Origin of the sequence: Alkalilimnicola ehrlichii MLHE-1, from assembly GCF_000014785.1 — a bacterium.
Taxonomy (GTDB): domain Bacteria; phylum Pseudomonadota; class Gammaproteobacteria; order Nitrococcales; family Halorhodospiraceae; genus Alkalilimnicola; species Alkalilimnicola ehrlichii.
In genome coordinates this window covers 2507752-2524605 of sequence record NC_008340.1, presented here as the reverse complement: position 1 = coordinate 2524605, position 16854 = coordinate 2507752, and the positions used below count along the sequence as shown (strand labels likewise).

The following is a 16854-nucleotide window of genomic DNA, read 5'->3' as shown; positions in this document are numbered from 1 at the left end:
CATGGAGCGACTGCTGATCCGCGGTGGGCGGCGCCTGGAGGGCGAGATCCGCATCTCCGGCGCAAAAAACGCGGCCCTGCCCATTATGGCCGCCACCCTGCTTGCCGACGGCCCGATGACCGTCGGCAACATCCCGCACCTGCACGACATCACCACCACCATGGAGCTCCTCGGGCGCATGGGGGTGGGGCTCACCGTGGATGAACGCATGCGGGTGGAGGCCGACCCGCGCAGCCTGCATAGCTGTCACGCCCCCTATGAGCTGGTGAAGACCATGCGTGCCAGTATCCTGGTGCTGGGGCCGTTGCTGGCCCGCTACGGTGAGGCGCAGGTCTCGCTGCCGGGCGGCTGCGCCATCGGCTCGCGGCCGGTGAACCTGCACGTGGAGGGGCTGCGTGCGATGGGGGCGGAGCTGACGGTGGAGGAGGGTTATATCAAGGCCCGCTGCGACCGGCTGCGCGGGGCGCGCATCGTGTTGGAGCTGGTCACCGTCACCGGGACCGAGAACCTGATGATGGCCGCCGCCCTGGCCGAGGGCACCACGGTGATCGAGAATGCGGCGCGGGAGCCCGAGGTGGTGGACCTGGCCGATTGTCTGAACGCCATGGGCGCGAAGATCCAGGGCGCGGGCACCGATACCCTGACCATCGAGGGCGTGGAGCGGCTCAACGGCATCCATTACGACGTGCTGCCCGACCGCATCGAGTCCGGCACCTACCTGATCGCCGCCGCCATCACCGGCGGTCGGATCAAGCTCAAGGACACCGCCCCGAAGCTGCTGGACGCGGTGCTGGTCAAGCTGGAGGAGGCCGGGGCGCGGATCGAGACCGGCCCCGACTGGATCAGTCTGGAGATGGAGGGCAGGCCCCGGTCGGTCTCCGTGCGCACCGCACCGTACCCCGGCTTTCCCACCGACATGCAGGCCCAATTCTGCGCCCTGGACTGCATCGCCGAGGGTACCGGCACCATCACCGAGACGGTGTTCGAGAACCGTTTCATGCACTGCCTGGAGATGCAGCGCATGGGCGCGGATATCCGCATCGAGGGCAACACCGCCATTCTGCGCGGTGTGCCGGCGCTCAAGGGCGCCCCGGTGATGGCCACCGATCTGCGCGCCTCGGCCAGCCTGGTGCTGGCCGGCCTCGTGGCCCGGGGCGAGACCCGGGTGGACCGGATCTACCACATCGACCGCGGCTACGAGTGCATCGAAGAAAAACTGGCGCAATTGGGCGCCGACATCCGCCGGGTACCGGCCTGACCGGGACCGAACAAGCTGGACGCAACCACCATGTCCGACGCCGAGACCCTGACGCTGGCCCTCTCCAAGGGCCGCATCCTGGATGACACGCTGCCGTTGCTGGCCGACTGCGGTATCCGCCTCACCGAGGATCCGGAGCGCAGCCGCAAGCTCATCTTCGAGACCACGGTGCCCGGGGTGCGGGTGATCGTGGTCCGCGCCACCGATGTGCCGCCCTTCGTGGAACACGGCGGCGCCGACCTGGGGGTGGCCGGCAAGGACGTGCTCATGGAGTACGGCAGCAACGGTCTCTACGAGCCGTTGGACCTGAATATCGCCCGCTGTCGGATGATGGTGGCCGGCCATCCCGGCGCCAATGAGCGCCCCGGCCGGCTGCGGGTGGCCACCAAGTTCGTCAATATCGCTCGCCGCTACTACGCGGAGCAGGGGCGGCAGGTGGAACTGATCAAGCTCTACGGCTCCATGGAGCTGGCGCCGCTGGTGGGCCTGGGCGATGTCATCGTGGACCTGGTGGACACCGGCAACACCCTCCGTGCCAATGGCCTGGAGCCGCTGGAGCACATCACCGACATCAGCTCCCGGCTGGTGGTCAACAAGGCCTCCATGAAGATGAAGCATCGCCGCATCAAGGCCCTGTTGGGCCAGCTGGCAGAGGCCGTGGAGGCCCGCCGCGCCTAGGCGGGGGCCGTCGCCGACAACCGCAATCGCGCAACCGGCAAGCGCAAGCCCGAGGTCAACATGTTCGAGATAAACCGCCTCAGCACCAAGCAACCCGATTTCGACACCGAGTTGGAAAAGCTGGTGAGCTGGGACGCCCACGTGGGCGGGGAACTGGAAGCGACCGTGGCGGAGATCCTGCACGAGGTGCGCCATCGTGGCGATCAGGCCGTGCTCGACTACACCCGCCGCTTCGACCGCAGCCAGGCGCAGAGCGTGGCCGAGCTCGAGGTGCCGGCCGCCCGGCTCAAGCAGGCCCTGGACAAACTGCCCGGCGAGCAGCGCAATGCCCTCCACGAGGCCGCCGATAGGATCCGCCGCTATGCCGAGCGGCAGAAGATGGCGGGCTGGTCCTACACCGAGGAGGACGGCACCGTGCTGGGCCAGCAGGTGACCCCGCTGGACAGCGTCGGCGTCTACGTGCCCGGGGGCAAGGCCGCCTACCCGTCGTCGGTGCTGATGAATGTGGTGCCGGCAAAGGTGGCCGGCGTCGAGCAAATCGTCATGGTGGTACCGGCCCCGGGGGGAGAGCCCAACGAGATGGTGCTGGCCGCCGCCGCCATTGCCGGGGTGGACCGGGTGTTCACCGTGGGCGGGGCACAGGCGGTGGGGGCGCTGGCCTACGGCACCGAGACCATCCCCGCCGTGGATAAGATCGTCGGCCCCGGCAACGCCTTTGTGGCCGAGGCCAAGCGCCGCGTCTTCGGCGTGGTGGGCATCGACATGATCGCCGGCCCCTCCGAGATCCTGGTCATCTGCGACGGCCAGACCGATCCGGAGTGGATCGCCCAGGACCTCTTCTCCCAGGCCGAGCACGACGAGGAGGCCCAGGCCATCCTGGTCTCTCCGGATCCGATGTTCCTGGACCAGGTGCAGACGGCCATGGAGAACGGTCTGCCGGAGATGGAGCGCTCGGACATCATCCGCACCGCGCTGGCAAAGCGCGGTGCGTTGATCAACGTGCGCGACCTGCATGAGGCGGCCGAGGTGGCCAACCGCATCGCCCCGGAGCACTTGGAGCTGTCGGTGGCCGAGCCGGAGAAGCTGGCCGGCTACATCCGCCACGCCGGCGCCATCTTCCTGGGCCGCTACACCGCGGAGGCCCTGGGCGATTACTGCGCCGGGCCGAACCACGTGCTACCCACCTCGCGCACGGCCCGCTTTGCCTCGCCGCTGGGGGTGTATGACTTCCAGAAGCGCAGCAGCCTGATCAACTGCTCGCCGGCCGGGGCGGTGAAGCTGGGCCGGGTGGCCAGCGTGCTGGCCCGTGGCGAGGGGTTGACCGCCCACGCCCGCTCCGCGGAGCTGCGGGTGGAGGACGGGGAGGGCGGACAGTGAGCCGTTCCTCACGCAGCGCCCTGATCGACGCTTGGGTGCGCCCGGAGGTGCGGGCGCTGAGCGCCTACCACGTGCCGCCACCGGCGGACGTGATCAAGCTGGACGCCATGGAGAACCCCTGGCCCTGGCCCGGGGAACTGGTCGAGGCCTGGCAGGCAGCGCTGTCGGAGGTGCCGCTCAACCGCTATCCCGACGCCGGGGCCGGCGAACTGAAGGCCCGGCTGCGCGCGGCCATGGGCATCCCGGAGGGGGCCGCGCTCATGCTCGGCAACGGCTCGGATGAGTTGATCCTGCTCATCAACCTCCTGGTGGCGGGGCCCGGCCGGGTCGTGCTCACCCCGGGGCCGGGTTTCGCCATGTACCGCATCATCGCGGTCAACAGCGGCCTGGGCTACCGCGAGGTGCCGCTGGCCGAGGACTTTGAGCTGGACGAGACGGCCATGCGGGCGGCGCTGCGGGAGGTGCAGCCGGCGGTGGTCTATATTGCCTATCCCAACAACCCCACCGGCAATGCCTTTAATCGCGACGCCCTGGCCCGCGTGATCCACGAGGCCCCAGGCCTGGTGGTGGTGGACGAGGCCTACTACGCCTTCGCCAACGACAGCTTCCTGCCCGATGTGCTGGCCTATCCCAACCTGCTGGTGATGCGCACCGTCTCCAAGGTGGGGCTGGCCGGCCTGCGCCTGGGCCTGGTGGCCGGCCACCCGGACTGGCTTGAGGAACTGGAGAAACTGCGCCTGCCCTACAACATCAGTGCCCTTACCCAGGCCAGTGCCAACTTTGCGCTGGATCACCGCGAGCAACTCGAGCGCAGCGTGGCCGCCATCGTGGCCGAGCGCGGGCGTTTGGCCGAAGGGCTGGCGGCCATTCCCGGGGTGGAACGGGTCTGGCCCAGCGAGGCCAACTTCCTCACCTTCCGGGGCCCGGCCGGGGCCGCCGGCCGGGTGCACAGCGGGCTGCGGGAGCACGGCGTGCTGATCAAGAACCTGGACGGTAGTCACCCGCAGCTCGCCGACTGCCTGCGGGTGACGGTGGGCCGGCCGGAGGAAAACGCCCGCTTCCTGGCGGCGCTGGGCCAGGTGCTGTCAGGGTAACCGCGGCTGCCGTGGGGCCGGCTGCCGCTCGTCCTGGGCCGGGCGTTCTCCCACCGCCACGGTGACCGTGCGCGCCTCGCCATCCCGCAGCAGATCCAGCCGCAGCTCGCTCCCGGGCCGCTTGTCGGTGACCCGCTCCAGCAGCGCCTGGGCATCGGCCGCCGGTTCGCCCTCGATGTGGGTGATGATATCCCCGGGGCGCAGGCCGGCACGGTCCGCCGGGCCCCCGCGCAACACGCCGGAGATGACAATGCCCTGTGCCGCCGCCAGGTCGAAGGACTCGGCCAGCATGGGGGTCAGGCTCTGGGCCTGGACCCCGATCCAGCCGCGCACCACGCGACCCTCCTCGACGATGCTTTGCAGCACCGAGACCGCCAGGTGGGCCGGGATGGCGAAGCCGATGCCCTGGTGGCCCCCGGTGCGGCTGAAGATGGCGGTGTTGATGCCCACCAGCCGGCCCTCGGCGTTGATCAGTGCGCCGCCGGAGTTGCCCGGGTTGATGGCCGCGTCGGTCTGGATAAAGTTCTCGAAGGTGGTCAGGCCGAGCTGATCGCGGCCGGTGGCGCTGACAATGCCCATGGTCACCGTCTGGCCGACGCCGAAGGGGTTGCCGATGGCCAGCACCACGTCGCCCACGCGCAGCGCCCGGTCGTCCGCCAACTGGATCACCGGCAGCCGGTCCAGTTCGATGCGCAGCACCGCGAGATCGGTCTCCGGGTCGCGGCCCACCACACTGGCCAGGGCCTCCCGGCCATCCGCCAGCAGCACCTGGATCTGGTCGGCGTCCTCGATGACGTGGTTATTGGTGATGACGTAGCCCTGTTCGCTGAAGATCACCCCCGAACCCAGGCTGGTCTGCGTGCGCTCCCGCGGCCGGTGGGGCGCGACATCGCCGAAAAAGCGGCGGAAGAAGGGGTCGTCGAACAGTGGGTGCGGCGCCTCCTGCACGGTCTTGGCGGTGTAGATGTTGACCACGGCCGGTTGGGCCTGCTCCACGGCGTCGGCGTAGGACACCGGCCCCGTGCGGGGCTGTATCGGCGGCGCTAGCGTCTGGGTGGCGGGCGCAGCCGCCCCGTTGCCATTGCGGTCGTTCGGCGCGGCGTTGTTACCGGTCTGCATGCCCACCAGGTCCGGGCGCAGGCCGATGATGACCGCCGCCACCAGCAGGCCGATGGCGGTGTAACTGAGCAGGAATCGCAGCAGGCGCGGCACTTTCATCCGGCGGTCTCCAGACCTCTGACGCTGTTATCGGGGCCCGGGGTGGGCGGCCCCGGGGGAGACATTGTAAGGTATGCGCAAACCCAGTGCAGGAGCCCCGTCGTCCATGGCAATGCTCAGCACCCTGATCCGTCAGCTCGACGCCTGGTTGCAGCCGGCCGCGCTCACCGATTACGCCCCCAATGGGCTGCAGGTGGAGGGGCGAGCGGAGGTCACCCACTTGGTCACCGGGGTGACGGCCAGTCAGCGGTTTCTCGAGCGGGCGCTGGCCGCCGGCGCCGACGCGCTGCTGGTCCACCACGGCTACTTCTGGAAAGGCGAGCCCGCCCCCATCGTGGGTATGAAGGGGCGGCGTATCGCCACCCTTTTGCGTGCGGATGTCAGCCTGCTGGCCTACCATTTACCATTGGATGTCCACCCCGAGTTCGGGAACAACGTACGGCTGGGCCAGGTGCTGTGCCTGCCCCCCTCGCGGCCGGTGACCCTGGCCGGGCTGGAGGGGCTGGGCCGGGAGAGCGCGCTGGCCGTCCCCGAGCGGCTGCCGGACTTCGCGGTGCGGGTGGCGCGGGGCCTGGAGCGGGAGCCCCTGGTGGTGGCCGGCGGCGATCATCCGGTGCAGCGGGTGATCTGGTGCACCGGCGGTGGCCAGGACTTCATCCACCAGGCGGCGGCATTGGGAGCGGATACCTACATCAGCGGGGAGATCTCCGAGCGGACCACCCACGCGGCACGGGAGCTGGGGGTGCACTATCTTTGCGCGGGGCACCACGCCACGGAGCGCTACGGCGTGCAGGCCCTGGGAGCGGCCCTGGCGGAGCATCTGGGCGTGGCCCATACCTACGTGGAGGTGGACAACCCGGCCTGAGCGTAACTGCCATACATTCATTTGCGTCAAATTGTCGCAGGAATCCCGGCCAATCATGCGGTCATCCCGCTCATATCAGGGCCGAACTTCGCCGGGTCACGACGCTGGGCCCTGGGCGTTGCCTTGACCTTCTTGGGCGTATATTGGATGCTTAGGCGCCGAAGTTTTGGGCGCCCTTCTCAGGGTTTACTCCAAGAAAGCACAATGGCCCCGGGGCCAACACCGGGATGACCCTAGCGGGTTCCTAACGATCTGACAGTTTCAGAGGTCTTCCATGAAACAGGATGGCGTGGACAAGGGCAGGCGCCGCATCCTCACGGGTGCTGCCACGGTTGTGGGTGGCGTCGGTCTGGCGTTTACCGTGACCCCCTTCATTAAATATTGGCAGCCCAGTGCGCGGGCGCTGGCCGCCGGTGCACCGGTCGAGGTGGATCATAGCAAGCTGGGCGAAGGTCAGCTGCTCAACGTCGAATGGCGCGGGCAGCCGGTCTTCGTGGTCCGGCGCACCGAAGAGCAGTTGGCCGAGCTGCAGAATGTGCGCGGCCGGCTTCGCGATCCCGACTCCGAAGTCGAGGAGCAGCAGCCGGAGTATGCGCGCAACGAGCACCGCTCCCGCGACCCCGAGTTCCTGGTGGTCGTCGGTGTCTGCACCCACCTGGGCTGCTCCCCGGGCTACTATCCGGAGCTCCAGGCCCAACCCTTCGATCCGGACTGGCGCGGCGGGTTCTTCTGCGGCTGCCACGCCTCCCGCTTCGATATCGCCGGGCGGGTCTTCCAAGGGGTTCCCGCGCCGACCAACCTGGTGGTCCCGCGGTACAAGTTTACTGAGCAAAATACCATCCTCATCGGCGAGGACGAGGAGGGCATGGCCTGATGAGCTACAACACAGAAAAAGCTCAGGGTGGGCTCTTGGGGTGGGTTGATGCCCGCTTTCCGCTCACGAAGATGTGGCGGGAGCACCTGAGCGAATACTATGCTCCGAAGAACTTCAACTGGTGGTACTACTTTGGTTCGCTGGCCCTGATGGTGCTGGTCATCCAGATCATCTCCGGGATCTGGCTGACCTTCAACTTCAAGCCGACGGGGGCAGAGGCCTTCACCTCGGTCGAATTCATCATGCGTGACGTGGAATGGGGGTGGCTGATCCGCTATATCCACTCCACCGGCGCCTCGATGTTCTTCCTGGTGGTCTATCTGCACATGTTCCGAGGCATGATGTACGGCTCCTACCAGAAGCCCCGGGAGCTCATCTGGATCTTCGGCTGCCTTCTTCTTCTGGTCCTCATGGCCGAGGCCTTCATGGGCTACGTGCTGCCCTGGGGCCAAATGTCCTACTGGGGGGCGCAGGTCATCATCTCGCTGTTCGGGGCGATTCCCTTCATCGGCGAGCCGCTGGTGGTCTGGATCATGGGTGACTTCCTCATCTCCGAGGCCACCCTGGGCCGGTTCTTCGCCCTGCACGTCGTCGCCCTGCCGCTGGTGCTGATCGCCCTGGTGGTGGCGCACATCCTGGCGCTGCACGAGGTCGGCTCCAATAACCCCGACGGGATCGAGATCAAGAAGCACAAGGACGAGAACGGCAAGCCGCTGGACGGCATCCCGTTCCATCCCTACTACACCGTCAAGGACCTTTTCGGTGTAGGGGTCTTCCTGATCGTCTTCTCCGTGGTGGTGTTCTTCATCCCGGAGGTGGGCGGGTACTTCATCAAGTACGACAACTTCATCCCCGCGGATCCGCTGACGACGCCGAGTCACATCCCGCCGGTCTGGTACTTCGCGCCCCACTACGCGATCCTGATGTCGGTGCCGGACAAGCTGCTGGGCGTGGTGGCCATGGGTGCGGCCATCGCCGTGCTGTTCCTACTGCCCTGGATCGACCGTGGCCGGGTGCGCTCCATCCGCTACCGTGGGCTGGGCTTCAAGATCGCCCTGTTCGCCTTCGCGGCCGCCTTCATCATCCTGGGTTATGTGGGCACGCAGCCGGTCACGCCGATGACCACGATTATCGGCCGCATCTGCGCGCTGGTGTACTTCGGTTACTTCGTCTTCCTCTGGGTCTACACCGCGTTTGATCTGGAGAAGACCAAGCCGGTTCCGGAAAGGGTGACGTCCTGATGATGAAGAGATTCCTGCTTATCGCAATCCTGGCGCTGGCCCCCCTGGGGGCCAGCAGCGCGGCCCCCAAGGGCGACCTGCCGCTGGGCCTGGAGTTCAGTGCCGACCCCTACGACACCGATTCCATCCGGCGGGGTGCGGGGTTGTTCGTCAACTACTGCATGGGCTGCCACTCGGTGGAACTGCTGCGTTGGAACCGGATGGCCGCCGATCTGGGCATGGAGGAGGAGGATGTCATCGAGAACATGATCTTCGGTGACGCCGAAATCCACGACCCGATGATCTCGGCCATGGACCCGGAGGACGGCGAGGCCTGGTTCGGTATCGAGCCGCCGGACCTGTCCCTGACCGGCCGGTCCCTGGGCGCGGACTGGATCTACGCCTTCCTCAACACCTTCTATCGCGACGACATGTCCGCGGTGGGGATCGACAACCTGATGTTGGGCGGTTCGTCGATGCCGCACGTGCTGTCGAGCCTGCAGGGCATGCCGGAGGCGGTGCGGGACGATGACGGCAACATCGTCGATCTGGAGGTGCCTGAGCACCGCCAGGGGGTAATGTCGCCGGAGGAGTACCGGCAGGCCACCGCGGATATCGCGAACTTCCTGGCCTATGCCGCGGAGCCCATCAAGGCCTATCGCATGCAGCTGGGTTTCAAGGTCATTCTGTTCCTGCTGCTGCTGACGGTGTTGTTCTATGCGCTGAAGCGCGAGTACTGGAAGGACGTCCATTAAGGGCGTCGATCACCGGCCCGGCCGCGGCCCTCTGGGCGGCGGCCGGGCGGTTCCGTTTCTGGTCGAGGGGTCTTGCCCATGGGGGCAGTGAACCGACGTTCGGTAATCACACTCTATTCCGATCCCGATGCGCTGGACAGCCATCGGGTCCGTTTCGTTCTGGCCGAGAAGGGTATCGACGCCCATCTGGTCTCGGTTGATCCGCTGGATCCGCCCGAGGACCTGCAGGAGCTCAACCCCTACTGCACCACACCCACCCTGGTGGACCGCGAGCTCTCGCTCTACGACCCGCGGGTGATCGTCGAGTACCTGGACGAGCGCTACCCCCACCCGCCCTTGATGCCGGTGGATCCCGTCTCCCGGGCCAAGGCGCGTCTGGTGGTGTCCCGGGTGGAGACCGACTGGTACCCGCTGGCGGCGCAATTGGCTGAGGGCAAGGGGCGCGGCCTGGCGGCGGTGCGCAAGGAGCTGGCGGAGGGGTTGCTGGCCAGTGACCCGTTATTCAGGGGCTATCCTTTCCTGCTCAGCGAGGAGCTGAGTGTGATGGACTGTGCCGTGTTGCCGGTGCTCTGGCGGCTGCCGGCACTGGGCGTGGAGCTGCCCGGACGGGCGGAACACCTGCACGCCTACATGGAGCGCATGTTTGCGCGGCCATCGTTCAGGAAATCCCTGTCAGATATCGAGAAGACCCTGCGCGACTGAGGTCCGCGGCGGCCCTGGAGTATTGATGACATCGAGTAGACCGTATCTGATCCGCGCGCTGTACGAGTGGATTGTCGATAACGGCCTTACCCCCTACCTGCTGGTCAACGCCGAGCACGAGGGGCTGGTGGCGCCCATGGAGTATGTGGACGCCGGCAAGCTGGTGCTCAACGTGGCGCCGAGGGCCGTGCATAACCTGGCTATGGGCAACGAGGCCGTGGAGTTTTCCGCCCGCTTTGGCGGGGTGCCCCAGGATGTGCGGGTGCCGGTGATGGCGGTGATGGCCATTTATGCCCGGGAGAACGGCCAGGGGATGCTCTTCGGGGAGGCCGACGAGGAGGGGGGTGACGGGCCCTCAAGCGGTGGGCCGGACGACGACGGGCCCAACGGCGGTCCGGATGGCGGCGGCAGCCGCCCCAACCTGCGGGTGGTCAAATAGGCCGGCGGCCCCCGGCCCCGGGTTCCGGGGCGCTGTTCAGGCGCCCCCAAACAGGTGCTGGTCGATCAGGTCGCAGAGGCAGTGGATCGCCAGCAGGTGCACCTCCTGGATGCGTGCGGTGACGTCTGAGGGTACGCGGATCTCCACGTCCCGCTCCGCCAGCAGGCCGGCCATTTCGCCGCCGTCCTTGCCACTCAGGGCCACCACCGCCATGCCCCGCTCGTGAGCGGCGGCCACCGCCGCGTTGACGTTGCCCGACTGGCCGCTGGTGCTGATGGCGAGCAGGATGTCCTGCGCCTGGCCCAGGGCGCGGACCTGCTTGGCGAAGACCTCCTGGTAGCTGTAGTCGTTGGCGATGGAGGTCAGGGTGGAGCTGTCGGTGGTCAGCGCCACCGCCGGCAGGCCGGGGCGCTCCATCTCGAAGCGGTTCAGCAACTCCGATGAAAAGTGCTGTGCGTCGCCGGCGGAGCCCCCGTTGCCGCAACTGAGGATCTTGCCCTCCGCCTGTAGTGCCTGGGCCATCAGGTGGCCGGCGTCGGCGATGGACTCGGTGAGCGCGTCCATCGCCATCTGCTTGGTGCGGATGCTCTCGTGGAAATGCTGAACGATGCGGTCATGGGGGTTCATGCGGCGCTCCCGGCGGTGGTGGCTACGGCACGGGCGCAAGGGTAGCGCCCGGTGGGCGGCTTCGCAAACGGCAAGCGCCTAGCCCGGGGCGGTGAAGGCGTGGCGCAGCCACTGGGGCCGCTCCCCGTCGAAGGTCACCACGTCAAAGCGGCAGACGGCCCGTTGGGTGAGCCGGTGGCGCTGCAGCCAGCGGGCGGCGGCGCGGGCCAGCCGGCGTTGCTTCGCCGGGGTGATGGAGGCCAGTGCGCCACCGTAACCCGGATGGGTCCGCACCCGCACCTCCACGAACACGACCACCTCGCCGTCCCGCATGATGAGGTCGATCTCGCCGGCCCGGCAGCGGAAGTTGCATTCCAGCAGTTCCAGCCCCTGTCCGGTGAGGTGTTCCAGGGCCCGGCGCTCGCCCCGGTTGCCGGTCTCCAGGTGAGGGGCGGGGGCGGATGGCCGGCGGCGGTTCACAGGCCCAGGTCCTCGCCGTTCTCCTCCTGCAGCAGCTCCGGGCCCTCATGGGTGTAACGGGCCGGCAGCAGGCCGCGCTGAATCCGCCCTCGCTCGTCCATACTCAGGCGGCCGCTGAAGCCGTCGATACGCTCGCCGCCCCTAGCCTGCAGCAGTTCCACGTAGGGGACGAGGCGGTAGGCATCCACGCCGAGGGCGAACAGCCGGCCGTGGCTGGCAATCGGCTCTGGCCACAATGCCTCCAGGGTGGCGCGGTCCAGGCCGTCGTCGGTGCGGACGCCAGCGTCCAGCATCCAGGGTGTCTCCATGAAGAGCACCCCATCCAGGTCCGCCCACAACTCCGGGTCGTCCCCGGTGCTGTGGATGTGCGAGGTGGCCAGTACCGGCAACCCGACGCCCTGGTGGTAGTGCAGTTGCGTCACCAGCAGACGGGCCTGCCCGGTGGTGGCCCCCAGGAACAGAAAGTCGGCGTCCTGGCGTCGCCGATCCACATGCTCGACGCTGCGCTGCAGGGTGGCGCGCACCTGCCGGGCGCGCCGGTCGCCGATGTCGAGATTGAGCAGTGCCCGCAGCGGGCCGGCGTGGTCCGCCTGGTCGGTGGCGAAGCGTTGCGCCTCGAGCACCTCGCCGCCGGCTGCCTCGAAGGTCTGGCTGAAGGCCTCAGCCAGGCGTCGGCCCCAGTCGCTGTCGGGCACCAGCACCAGGGCCCGTTGCCAGCCGGTCCGGCGCGCCTGACGCGCCGCTTCCGCGGCGTCATCCTCCGGGGCGAGCCCGAACTGGTAGAGCCCGGCCCGGCCCTCCACGCCGCCTGACAGGGTGTTTAGCGCCAGCACCGGCACCGGCAGTTCCTCCGCACCCGCCAGGGCATCCACCTGGCCTTTCTCCAGCGGGCCGATGACCAGTTCCGCGCCGTCCGATACCGCCCGCCGGTAGAGCGCCACGATGTCGCGACCGGCGCTGTCCAGGATGCGCAGGTCGGGGCCGTCACCCTCCGCCGCCAGATGGGCGGCCATGATGCCGTCGCGTATGGCGCGCCCGGCGTCCGCCAGGGGGCCGGTGAGCGGCAGCAGGACGGCGATCTCGGTGGGGTCGATCATCTTCTCACGGTATTCGCCGACGATGCGGTCGGTCACATAGGGCCCACCGGGGTGGGACGGAAAGCGCCGTTCCCAGCGGGCGAGGGCGTCATCCAGCTGGCGGGGCTCGAGCCGGTAATTACGGACGAGCCAGGCGAGCTCCACCCAGCCACCGAATCGGTCGGCGGAGACCGGCCGGCGGTCGCGCAGGCTGTTCAGCGGGGCGTTGTCGAGGAGGGCCCAGATCTGTTCATGGTTGTGGGTCAGTGCCTGTTCGTCATCGAGCCGGTCGCTGCGCTCTACCCGTGCGCGGACCGCGTCCAGCGGCAGGTCCAGTCGCTCCAGGGCCTGGGCGCGGACCTGATAGTAGCGCTCGGCGAAGGCCTCTGGTGGGGGCGCCATGGGCTGGATGATGCGCCAAGCCTGGAGGGTATGCCCGCCGGCCAGCAGCAGGCTGGCCTCGAGCAGGGCCAGGCGCTCCCGTTGGTCAACGTCCAGCGGTCGCTCTGCCAGCGTCTCCCGGAGCTCGTCCGCCTCCCGGGTCTGGCTGCGGTCCGCCGCTATCTCCGCCAGCCGGATCCTCCAGTCGTCCGCCCGGTCGTGGTTCGGCGCCAGTTCTAGGGCGCGCTGGAGCTGTGCCACGGCCGCCTCGGCCGCGCCCCGCCGGGCGGCCAGTTCGCCCTGTTCGGCCAGGGCCTGCGCCCGTTCCGTGGGCGGGATGTCGGGCTCCGGGGCCGGCGGCTCCGGCGGCGCGCAGGCATAGAGCAGGGCGGTCAGCAAGAGCAGGGGTAACAGGCGGTAGCGCATGGTGATCATCTCTGGCTGGCGGCGCCGCGGGTTGAGGGGGTGGTGCCCGGTGCGGGCATGGTCCTTTGGGGGCGGAGCTGGTACAACGCTCATCCTGAACCGAAAAGTATCATTACTGGGAGCTTGCCGTGTCAAACCTCCAGGGCACCCTTTACGTGGTGGCCACACCCATCGGCAACCGGGGCGACATCAGCGAGCGGGCCCGTCGGGTGCTGGCCGGGGTGGCGGTGGTGGCCGCCGAGGACACCCGCCGCTCCGGCCAGCTCCTCAGCCATTATGGCATCAGTGCCCGGCTGGTGAGCCTGCACGAGCACAATGAGGATCGCCAGGTCCCCCGGCTGTTGGCGCGTCTGCAGGCCGGCGAGGACATCGCGCTGATCTCCGATGCCGGGACCCCGCTGGTCAGCGACCCGGGCTACCGGCTGGTCAGCGCCTGTGCCTGGGCCGGCGTGCGGACCAGCCCGGTGCCCGGGCCCAGTGCGGTCATGGCTGCGCTCTCGGTGGCGGGCCTGCCCACCGACCGCTTCTGCTTCGAGGGTTTTCTGCCTGCGCGCCCCGGCCCGCGCCGCAAGGCCCTCGCCGCGCTGGCCGCGGAGCCGCGCACCCTGGTGCTGCTGGAGTCGAGCCACAGGATACTGGACAGCCTGCGAACAGTGGCCGAGGTGTTCGGGCCCGAGCGCCCCGCGGTGGTGGCTCGGGAGCTCACCAAGACCTGGGAGACCGTGCTGCGGGGGCCGGTGGGCGCGCTGGTTCAGCGGCTGGAGGCGGACCCCGATCAGCGTCGGGGCGAATTCGTGCTGCTGTTGGCCGGGGCACCGGCGACGGCCAGCGATGATGAGACGCTGTTGCACACCCTCCGGCCGCTGCTCGCCGAACTCCCTGTCAAGCGGGCGGCGCGGGTGGCGGCTCAGATCACCGGGGCCCCGCGCAACCGGCTCTACCAACTGGCGCTGCGGGAGAAGGGCGTGGAGGGTTAAGATGTGCCCGGTGTGCCTGCCCGGCGCCAGGGCCATTCCGACCGCCGGCGAAAACGGGTACAATGGGCGCAGGAGTCGGCCGGGCAGCCGCTGCGGCCCGGGTCGCGAGACCCGGTGCGCGGAGGAAAGTCCGGGCTCCACAGGGCAGGGTGCCAGGTAACGCCTGGGGGGCGTGAGCCCACGGAAAGTGCCACAGAAAACAAACCGCCGATGGCCCTTCGGGGCACAGGTAAGGGTGAAACGGTGCGGTAAGAGCGCACCGCGCGACTGGTAACAGTTCGCGGCACGGTAAACCCCACCCGGAGCAAGACCAAATAGGGGAGCAATGGCGTGGCCCGCGCTGCTCCCGGGTAGGTTGCTAGAGGCAGGTGGTGACACCTGTCCCAGAGGAATGGCTGTCCCCGACAGAACCCGGCTTACAGGCCGACTCCACCTCCTTCCCACCGGAATTTTTCGGTTTATCCTGAGGAATTCCCGTCGAACCAGCACGTTGTGCGGCCATAGTTCGTGCATTTTCTGATGCACGACGGCCAACCTTCTGATTAGTTTCCGGAAACGTAATGCCTCCCCCTCGGTCTGACGCCCCACTTTGGGGTTCGTTGGTAACTTATTGTTGTGAAAGAAATATTCAGGCCCCTTTTGCCTTGACACCGGTTGTCGCCGCTACCTATAGTGTCGGAAAGTGGGTCAAGGTGGCATGAAGTGGTTTAATTGTGGGCTTGGGGGGCATAGCCGGCCGTGTTCAGGGGGGTCACACATCTCAATCTCGACGCCAAAGGGCGCATGGCGTTCCCGAGCCGTTATCGGGACCGTCTAATGGGCCTTTGCGACGGCGAGGTGGTGGCGACCATCGATTACGAGTCCCCCTGCCTGATGCTCTATCCGCTCCCGGACTGGGAGGTGCTGGAGCGGGATCTGGTCAAGCTCCCCAGCCTCAATCCACAGGCACGGCGCCTGCAGCGCCTGCTGATCGGCCACGCCCATGACCTGCAACTCGATGGCAGCGGGCGCGTGCTGCTGCCGCAGCCGTTGCGTGACTACGCCAATCTGGACAAGAAGATTGTGCTGGTGGGCCAGGTCCACCGGTTTGAGCTCTGGGATGCCGAGGCCTGGGAGCAGGCCCGCACCGACTGGCTGGACGAGGCGCGCCAGGACGGCGTTCCCGACGAACTGGGGAGTCTGACGCTGTGAACGGCGGGCCGGCGGGGCAGGACGCACACCGGCCGGTGCTGCTGGACGAGGCCCTGGACGCCCTGGCCATTCGTCCGCACGGGGTCTATGTGGATGGCACCTTCGGCCGGGGCGGCCATGCGGCCGGCATCCTTGCGCGTCTGGGGCCGGAGGGGCGCTTGTGGTTGGTGGACCGGGATCCGGAGGCCATCGCCGTGGCTCGGGCCCGGCACGGGGACGACCCCCGCTGCACCATCGCCCATGGCCGTTTCGATGAATTGCCCGGGCGGCTGGAGGCGGCCGGATTGCTGCATCGGGTGGACGGCCTGCTGCTGGACCTGGGGGTGTCGTCGCCGCAACTGGACAGTGCCGAGCGCGGTTTCAGCTTCATGCGCGAGGGGCCGTTGGACATGCGCATGGACACCAGCCGCGGGGTGACGGCTCGGGAATGGCTGGAGCAGGTGGACGAGAAGACCCTGAGCCGGGCGCTGCGTGACTACGGTGAGGAGCGGCACAGCCGCCGGATCGCCCGGGCGTTGATCCGGGCCCGCGAGGACGGGGCACTGCCGGAGACCACCGGTGCCCTGGCCCGGCTGATTGCTGAGAACGTACCCGGGCGGCCGGAGCCGGGCAAACACCCGGCCACCCGCAGCTTTCAGGCCCTGCGCATCGCCATCAATGGCGAGCTGGAGGCCCTGGATGCCCTGCTGGAGCGGATCTGTGATCTGTTGGCCCCGGGGGGGCGACTGGTGGTGATCAGCTTTCACTCGCTGGAGGACCGGCGGGTCAAACGCTACATCCGCAAGCAGTCCACCGTGGGCGATTTGCCGCCCAGCGTGCCGGTGGCGCCGGAGGCGCTGCAGCCGCGCCTGCGGTCCGTGGGCCGGGCGCTGCGCCCGGGGGAGGCCGAGCAGGCGGCCAATCCTCGGGCCCGCAGCGCGGTGATGCGGGTGGCGGAGCGGCTGCCATGAGCCGCGGCATGGCCATTGCGCTATGCCTGGGGCTCGTGGTCGCCGTCCTCGGCTCGGCGCTGGGCGTGGTCGCCAGCAAGCACCAGCACCGCAGCCTGTTCATGGAGTTGCAGGGGCTGTCCGCCGAGGCGGACCACCTCAATGTGGAGTGGGGCATGCTGCAACTGGAGCAGGGCACCTGGGCCGGGCACGGCCGGGTGGAGCGTGTGGGCCGGGAGCGTCTGGGCATGGTGATGCCCGGGCGCGAGGACATTGTCATCATTCGCCCCTGACGGGGTGGGGAGTGG

Annotated in this window: 18 protein-coding genes and 1 other RNA gene; 15 read left to right on the top strand and 4 right to left on the bottom strand. The window is 68.3% G+C overall.

Going from position 1 to position 16854, the window contains the following annotated elements:
* The first annotated feature begins 1 nt into the window (after position 1).
* The 4 genes from murA to hisC are packed head-to-tail and all read left to right on the top strand — an operon-like array spanning position 2 to position 4407.
* Positions 2-1258, top strand: a complete 1257-nt coding sequence (gene murA, locus MLG_RS11235) for a UDP-N-acetylglucosamine 1-carboxyvinyltransferase (RefSeq protein ID WP_011629953.1) — start codon at positions 2-4, stop codon at positions 1256-1258.
* A gap of 30 nt (positions 1259-1288) precedes the next feature.
* Positions 1289-1936, top strand: coding sequence for an ATP phosphoribosyltransferase (gene hisG, locus MLG_RS11230; protein WP_011629952.1), 648 nt, complete (start codon positions 1289-1291; stop codon positions 1934-1936).
* A 60-nt stretch (positions 1937-1996) separates the two neighbouring features.
* Entirely contained in the window at positions 1997-3313 is a 1317-nt protein-coding gene (hisD, locus tag MLG_RS11225) for a histidinol dehydrogenase (RefSeq protein WP_011629951.1), read from the top strand.
* Positions 3310-4407 carry a histidinol-phosphate transaminase gene (gene hisC, locus MLG_RS11220; protein ID WP_011629950.1) on the top strand — a complete coding sequence of 366 codons (1098 nt, stop codon included), beginning with the start codon at positions 3310-3312 and terminating at the stop codon, positions 4405-4407. The genes hisD and hisC overlap by 4 nt, the downstream gene beginning before the upstream one ends.
* On the opposite strand, the gene MLG_RS11215 is transcribed toward hisC, so the two are convergent.
* On the bottom strand, positions 4399-5625 hold the full coding sequence (locus tag MLG_RS11215) for a S1C family serine protease (RefSeq protein WP_011629949.1): 1227 nt from the start codon (positions 5623-5625) through the stop codon (positions 4399-4401). The two genes, hisC and MLG_RS11215, sit on opposite strands and share 9 nt — an antisense overlap.
* A gap of 106 nt (positions 5626-5731) precedes the next feature.
* On the opposite strand from MLG_RS11215, the gene MLG_RS11210 reads away from it, so the two are divergent.
* The 6 genes from MLG_RS11210 to MLG_RS11185 all read left to right on the top strand — a co-directional run bounded on the left by MLG_RS11210 (position 5732) and on the right by MLG_RS11185 (position 10480).
* A complete protein-coding gene (locus MLG_RS11210; protein ID WP_041718042.1) occupies positions 5732-6490 on the top strand; it encodes a Nif3-like dinuclear metal center hexameric protein in 759 nt (252 codons plus the stop codon).
* Positions 6491-6764: 274 nt separating this feature from the next.
* Positions 6765-7364, top strand: coding sequence for a ubiquinol-cytochrome c reductase iron-sulfur subunit (gene petA / locus MLG_RS11205; protein WP_011629947.1), 600 nt, complete (start codon positions 6765-6767; stop codon positions 7362-7364).
* Entirely contained in the window at positions 7361-8605 is a 1245-nt protein-coding gene (locus MLG_RS11200) for a cytochrome b (RefSeq protein ID WP_456297483.1), read from the top strand. The genes petA and MLG_RS11200 overlap by 4 nt, the downstream gene beginning before the upstream one ends.
* Positions 8605-9339: a cytochrome c1 gene (locus tag MLG_RS11195; protein ID WP_011629945.1), complete on the top strand. Its 735-nt coding sequence runs from the start codon at positions 8605-8607 to the stop codon at positions 9337-9339. Before MLG_RS11200 ends, MLG_RS11195 begins: the two co-directional genes overlap by 1 nt.
* 78 nt (positions 9340-9417) lie before the next feature.
* Positions 9418-10041: a glutathione S-transferase N-terminal domain-containing protein gene (locus tag MLG_RS11190; protein ID WP_011629944.1), complete on the top strand. Its 624-nt coding sequence runs from the start codon at positions 9418-9420 to the stop codon at positions 10039-10041.
* Between the two features lie 25 nt (positions 10042-10066).
* A complete protein-coding gene (locus tag MLG_RS11185) occupies positions 10067-10480 on the top strand; it encodes a ClpXP protease specificity-enhancing factor (RefSeq protein ID WP_011629943.1) in 414 nt (137 codons plus the stop codon).
* A gap of 36 nt (positions 10481-10516) precedes the next feature.
* Here MLG_RS11185 and MLG_RS11180 read toward each other — a convergent pair whose 3' ends face one another.
* The 3 genes from MLG_RS11180 to MLG_RS11170 all read right to left on the bottom strand — a co-directional run bounded on the left by MLG_RS11180 (position 10517) and on the right by MLG_RS11170 (position 13449).
* A complete protein-coding gene (locus tag MLG_RS11180) occupies positions 10517-11107 on the bottom strand; it encodes a phosphoheptose isomerase (protein ID WP_011629942.1) in 591 nt (196 codons plus the stop codon).
* 78 nt (positions 11108-11185) lie between these two features.
* On the bottom strand, positions 11186-11566 hold the full coding sequence (locus tag MLG_RS11175; protein WP_011629941.1) for a YraN family protein: 381 nt from the start codon (positions 11564-11566) through the stop codon (positions 11186-11188).
* Entirely contained in the window at positions 11563-13449 is a 1887-nt protein-coding gene (locus MLG_RS11170) for a penicillin-binding protein activator (protein ID WP_011629940.1), read from the bottom strand. Before MLG_RS11170 ends, MLG_RS11175 begins: the two co-directional genes overlap by 4 nt.
* Positions 13450-13577: 128 nt before the next feature.
* Here MLG_RS11170 and rsmI point away from each other — a divergent pair, with 128 nt between their 5' ends.
* The 5 genes from rsmI (at position 13578) to ftsL (ending at position 16839) form a co-directional block, all read left to right on the top strand.
* A complete protein-coding gene (gene rsmI / locus MLG_RS11165) occupies positions 13578-14426 on the top strand; it encodes a 16S rRNA (cytidine(1402)-2'-O)-methyltransferase (protein WP_011629939.1) in 849 nt (282 codons plus the stop codon).
* Between the two features lie 71 nt (positions 14427-14497).
* Positions 14498-14861: RNase P RNA component class A (rnpB, locus tag MLG_RS14985), an RNA gene on the top strand.
* 303 nt (positions 14862-15164) lie between these two features.
* The gene (gene mraZ / locus MLG_RS11160) at positions 15165-15617 is read left to right on the top strand and encodes a division/cell wall cluster transcriptional repressor MraZ (RefSeq protein ID WP_011629938.1); all 453 of its coding nucleotides are present in this window, start codon (positions 15165-15167) and stop codon (positions 15615-15617) included.
* Positions 15614-16567: a 16S rRNA (cytosine(1402)-N(4))-methyltransferase RsmH gene (gene rsmH, locus MLG_RS11155; protein WP_011629937.1), complete on the top strand. Its 954-nt coding sequence runs from the start codon at positions 15614-15616 to the stop codon at positions 16565-16567. Before mraZ ends, rsmH begins: the two co-directional genes overlap by 4 nt.
* The gene (ftsL, locus tag MLG_RS11150) at positions 16564-16839 is read left to right on the top strand and encodes a cell division protein FtsL (RefSeq protein WP_011629936.1); all 276 of its coding nucleotides are present in this window, start codon (positions 16564-16566) and stop codon (positions 16837-16839) included. The genes rsmH and ftsL overlap by 4 nt, the downstream gene beginning before the upstream one ends.
* The last annotated feature ends 15 nt before the right edge of the window (positions 16840-16854 follow it).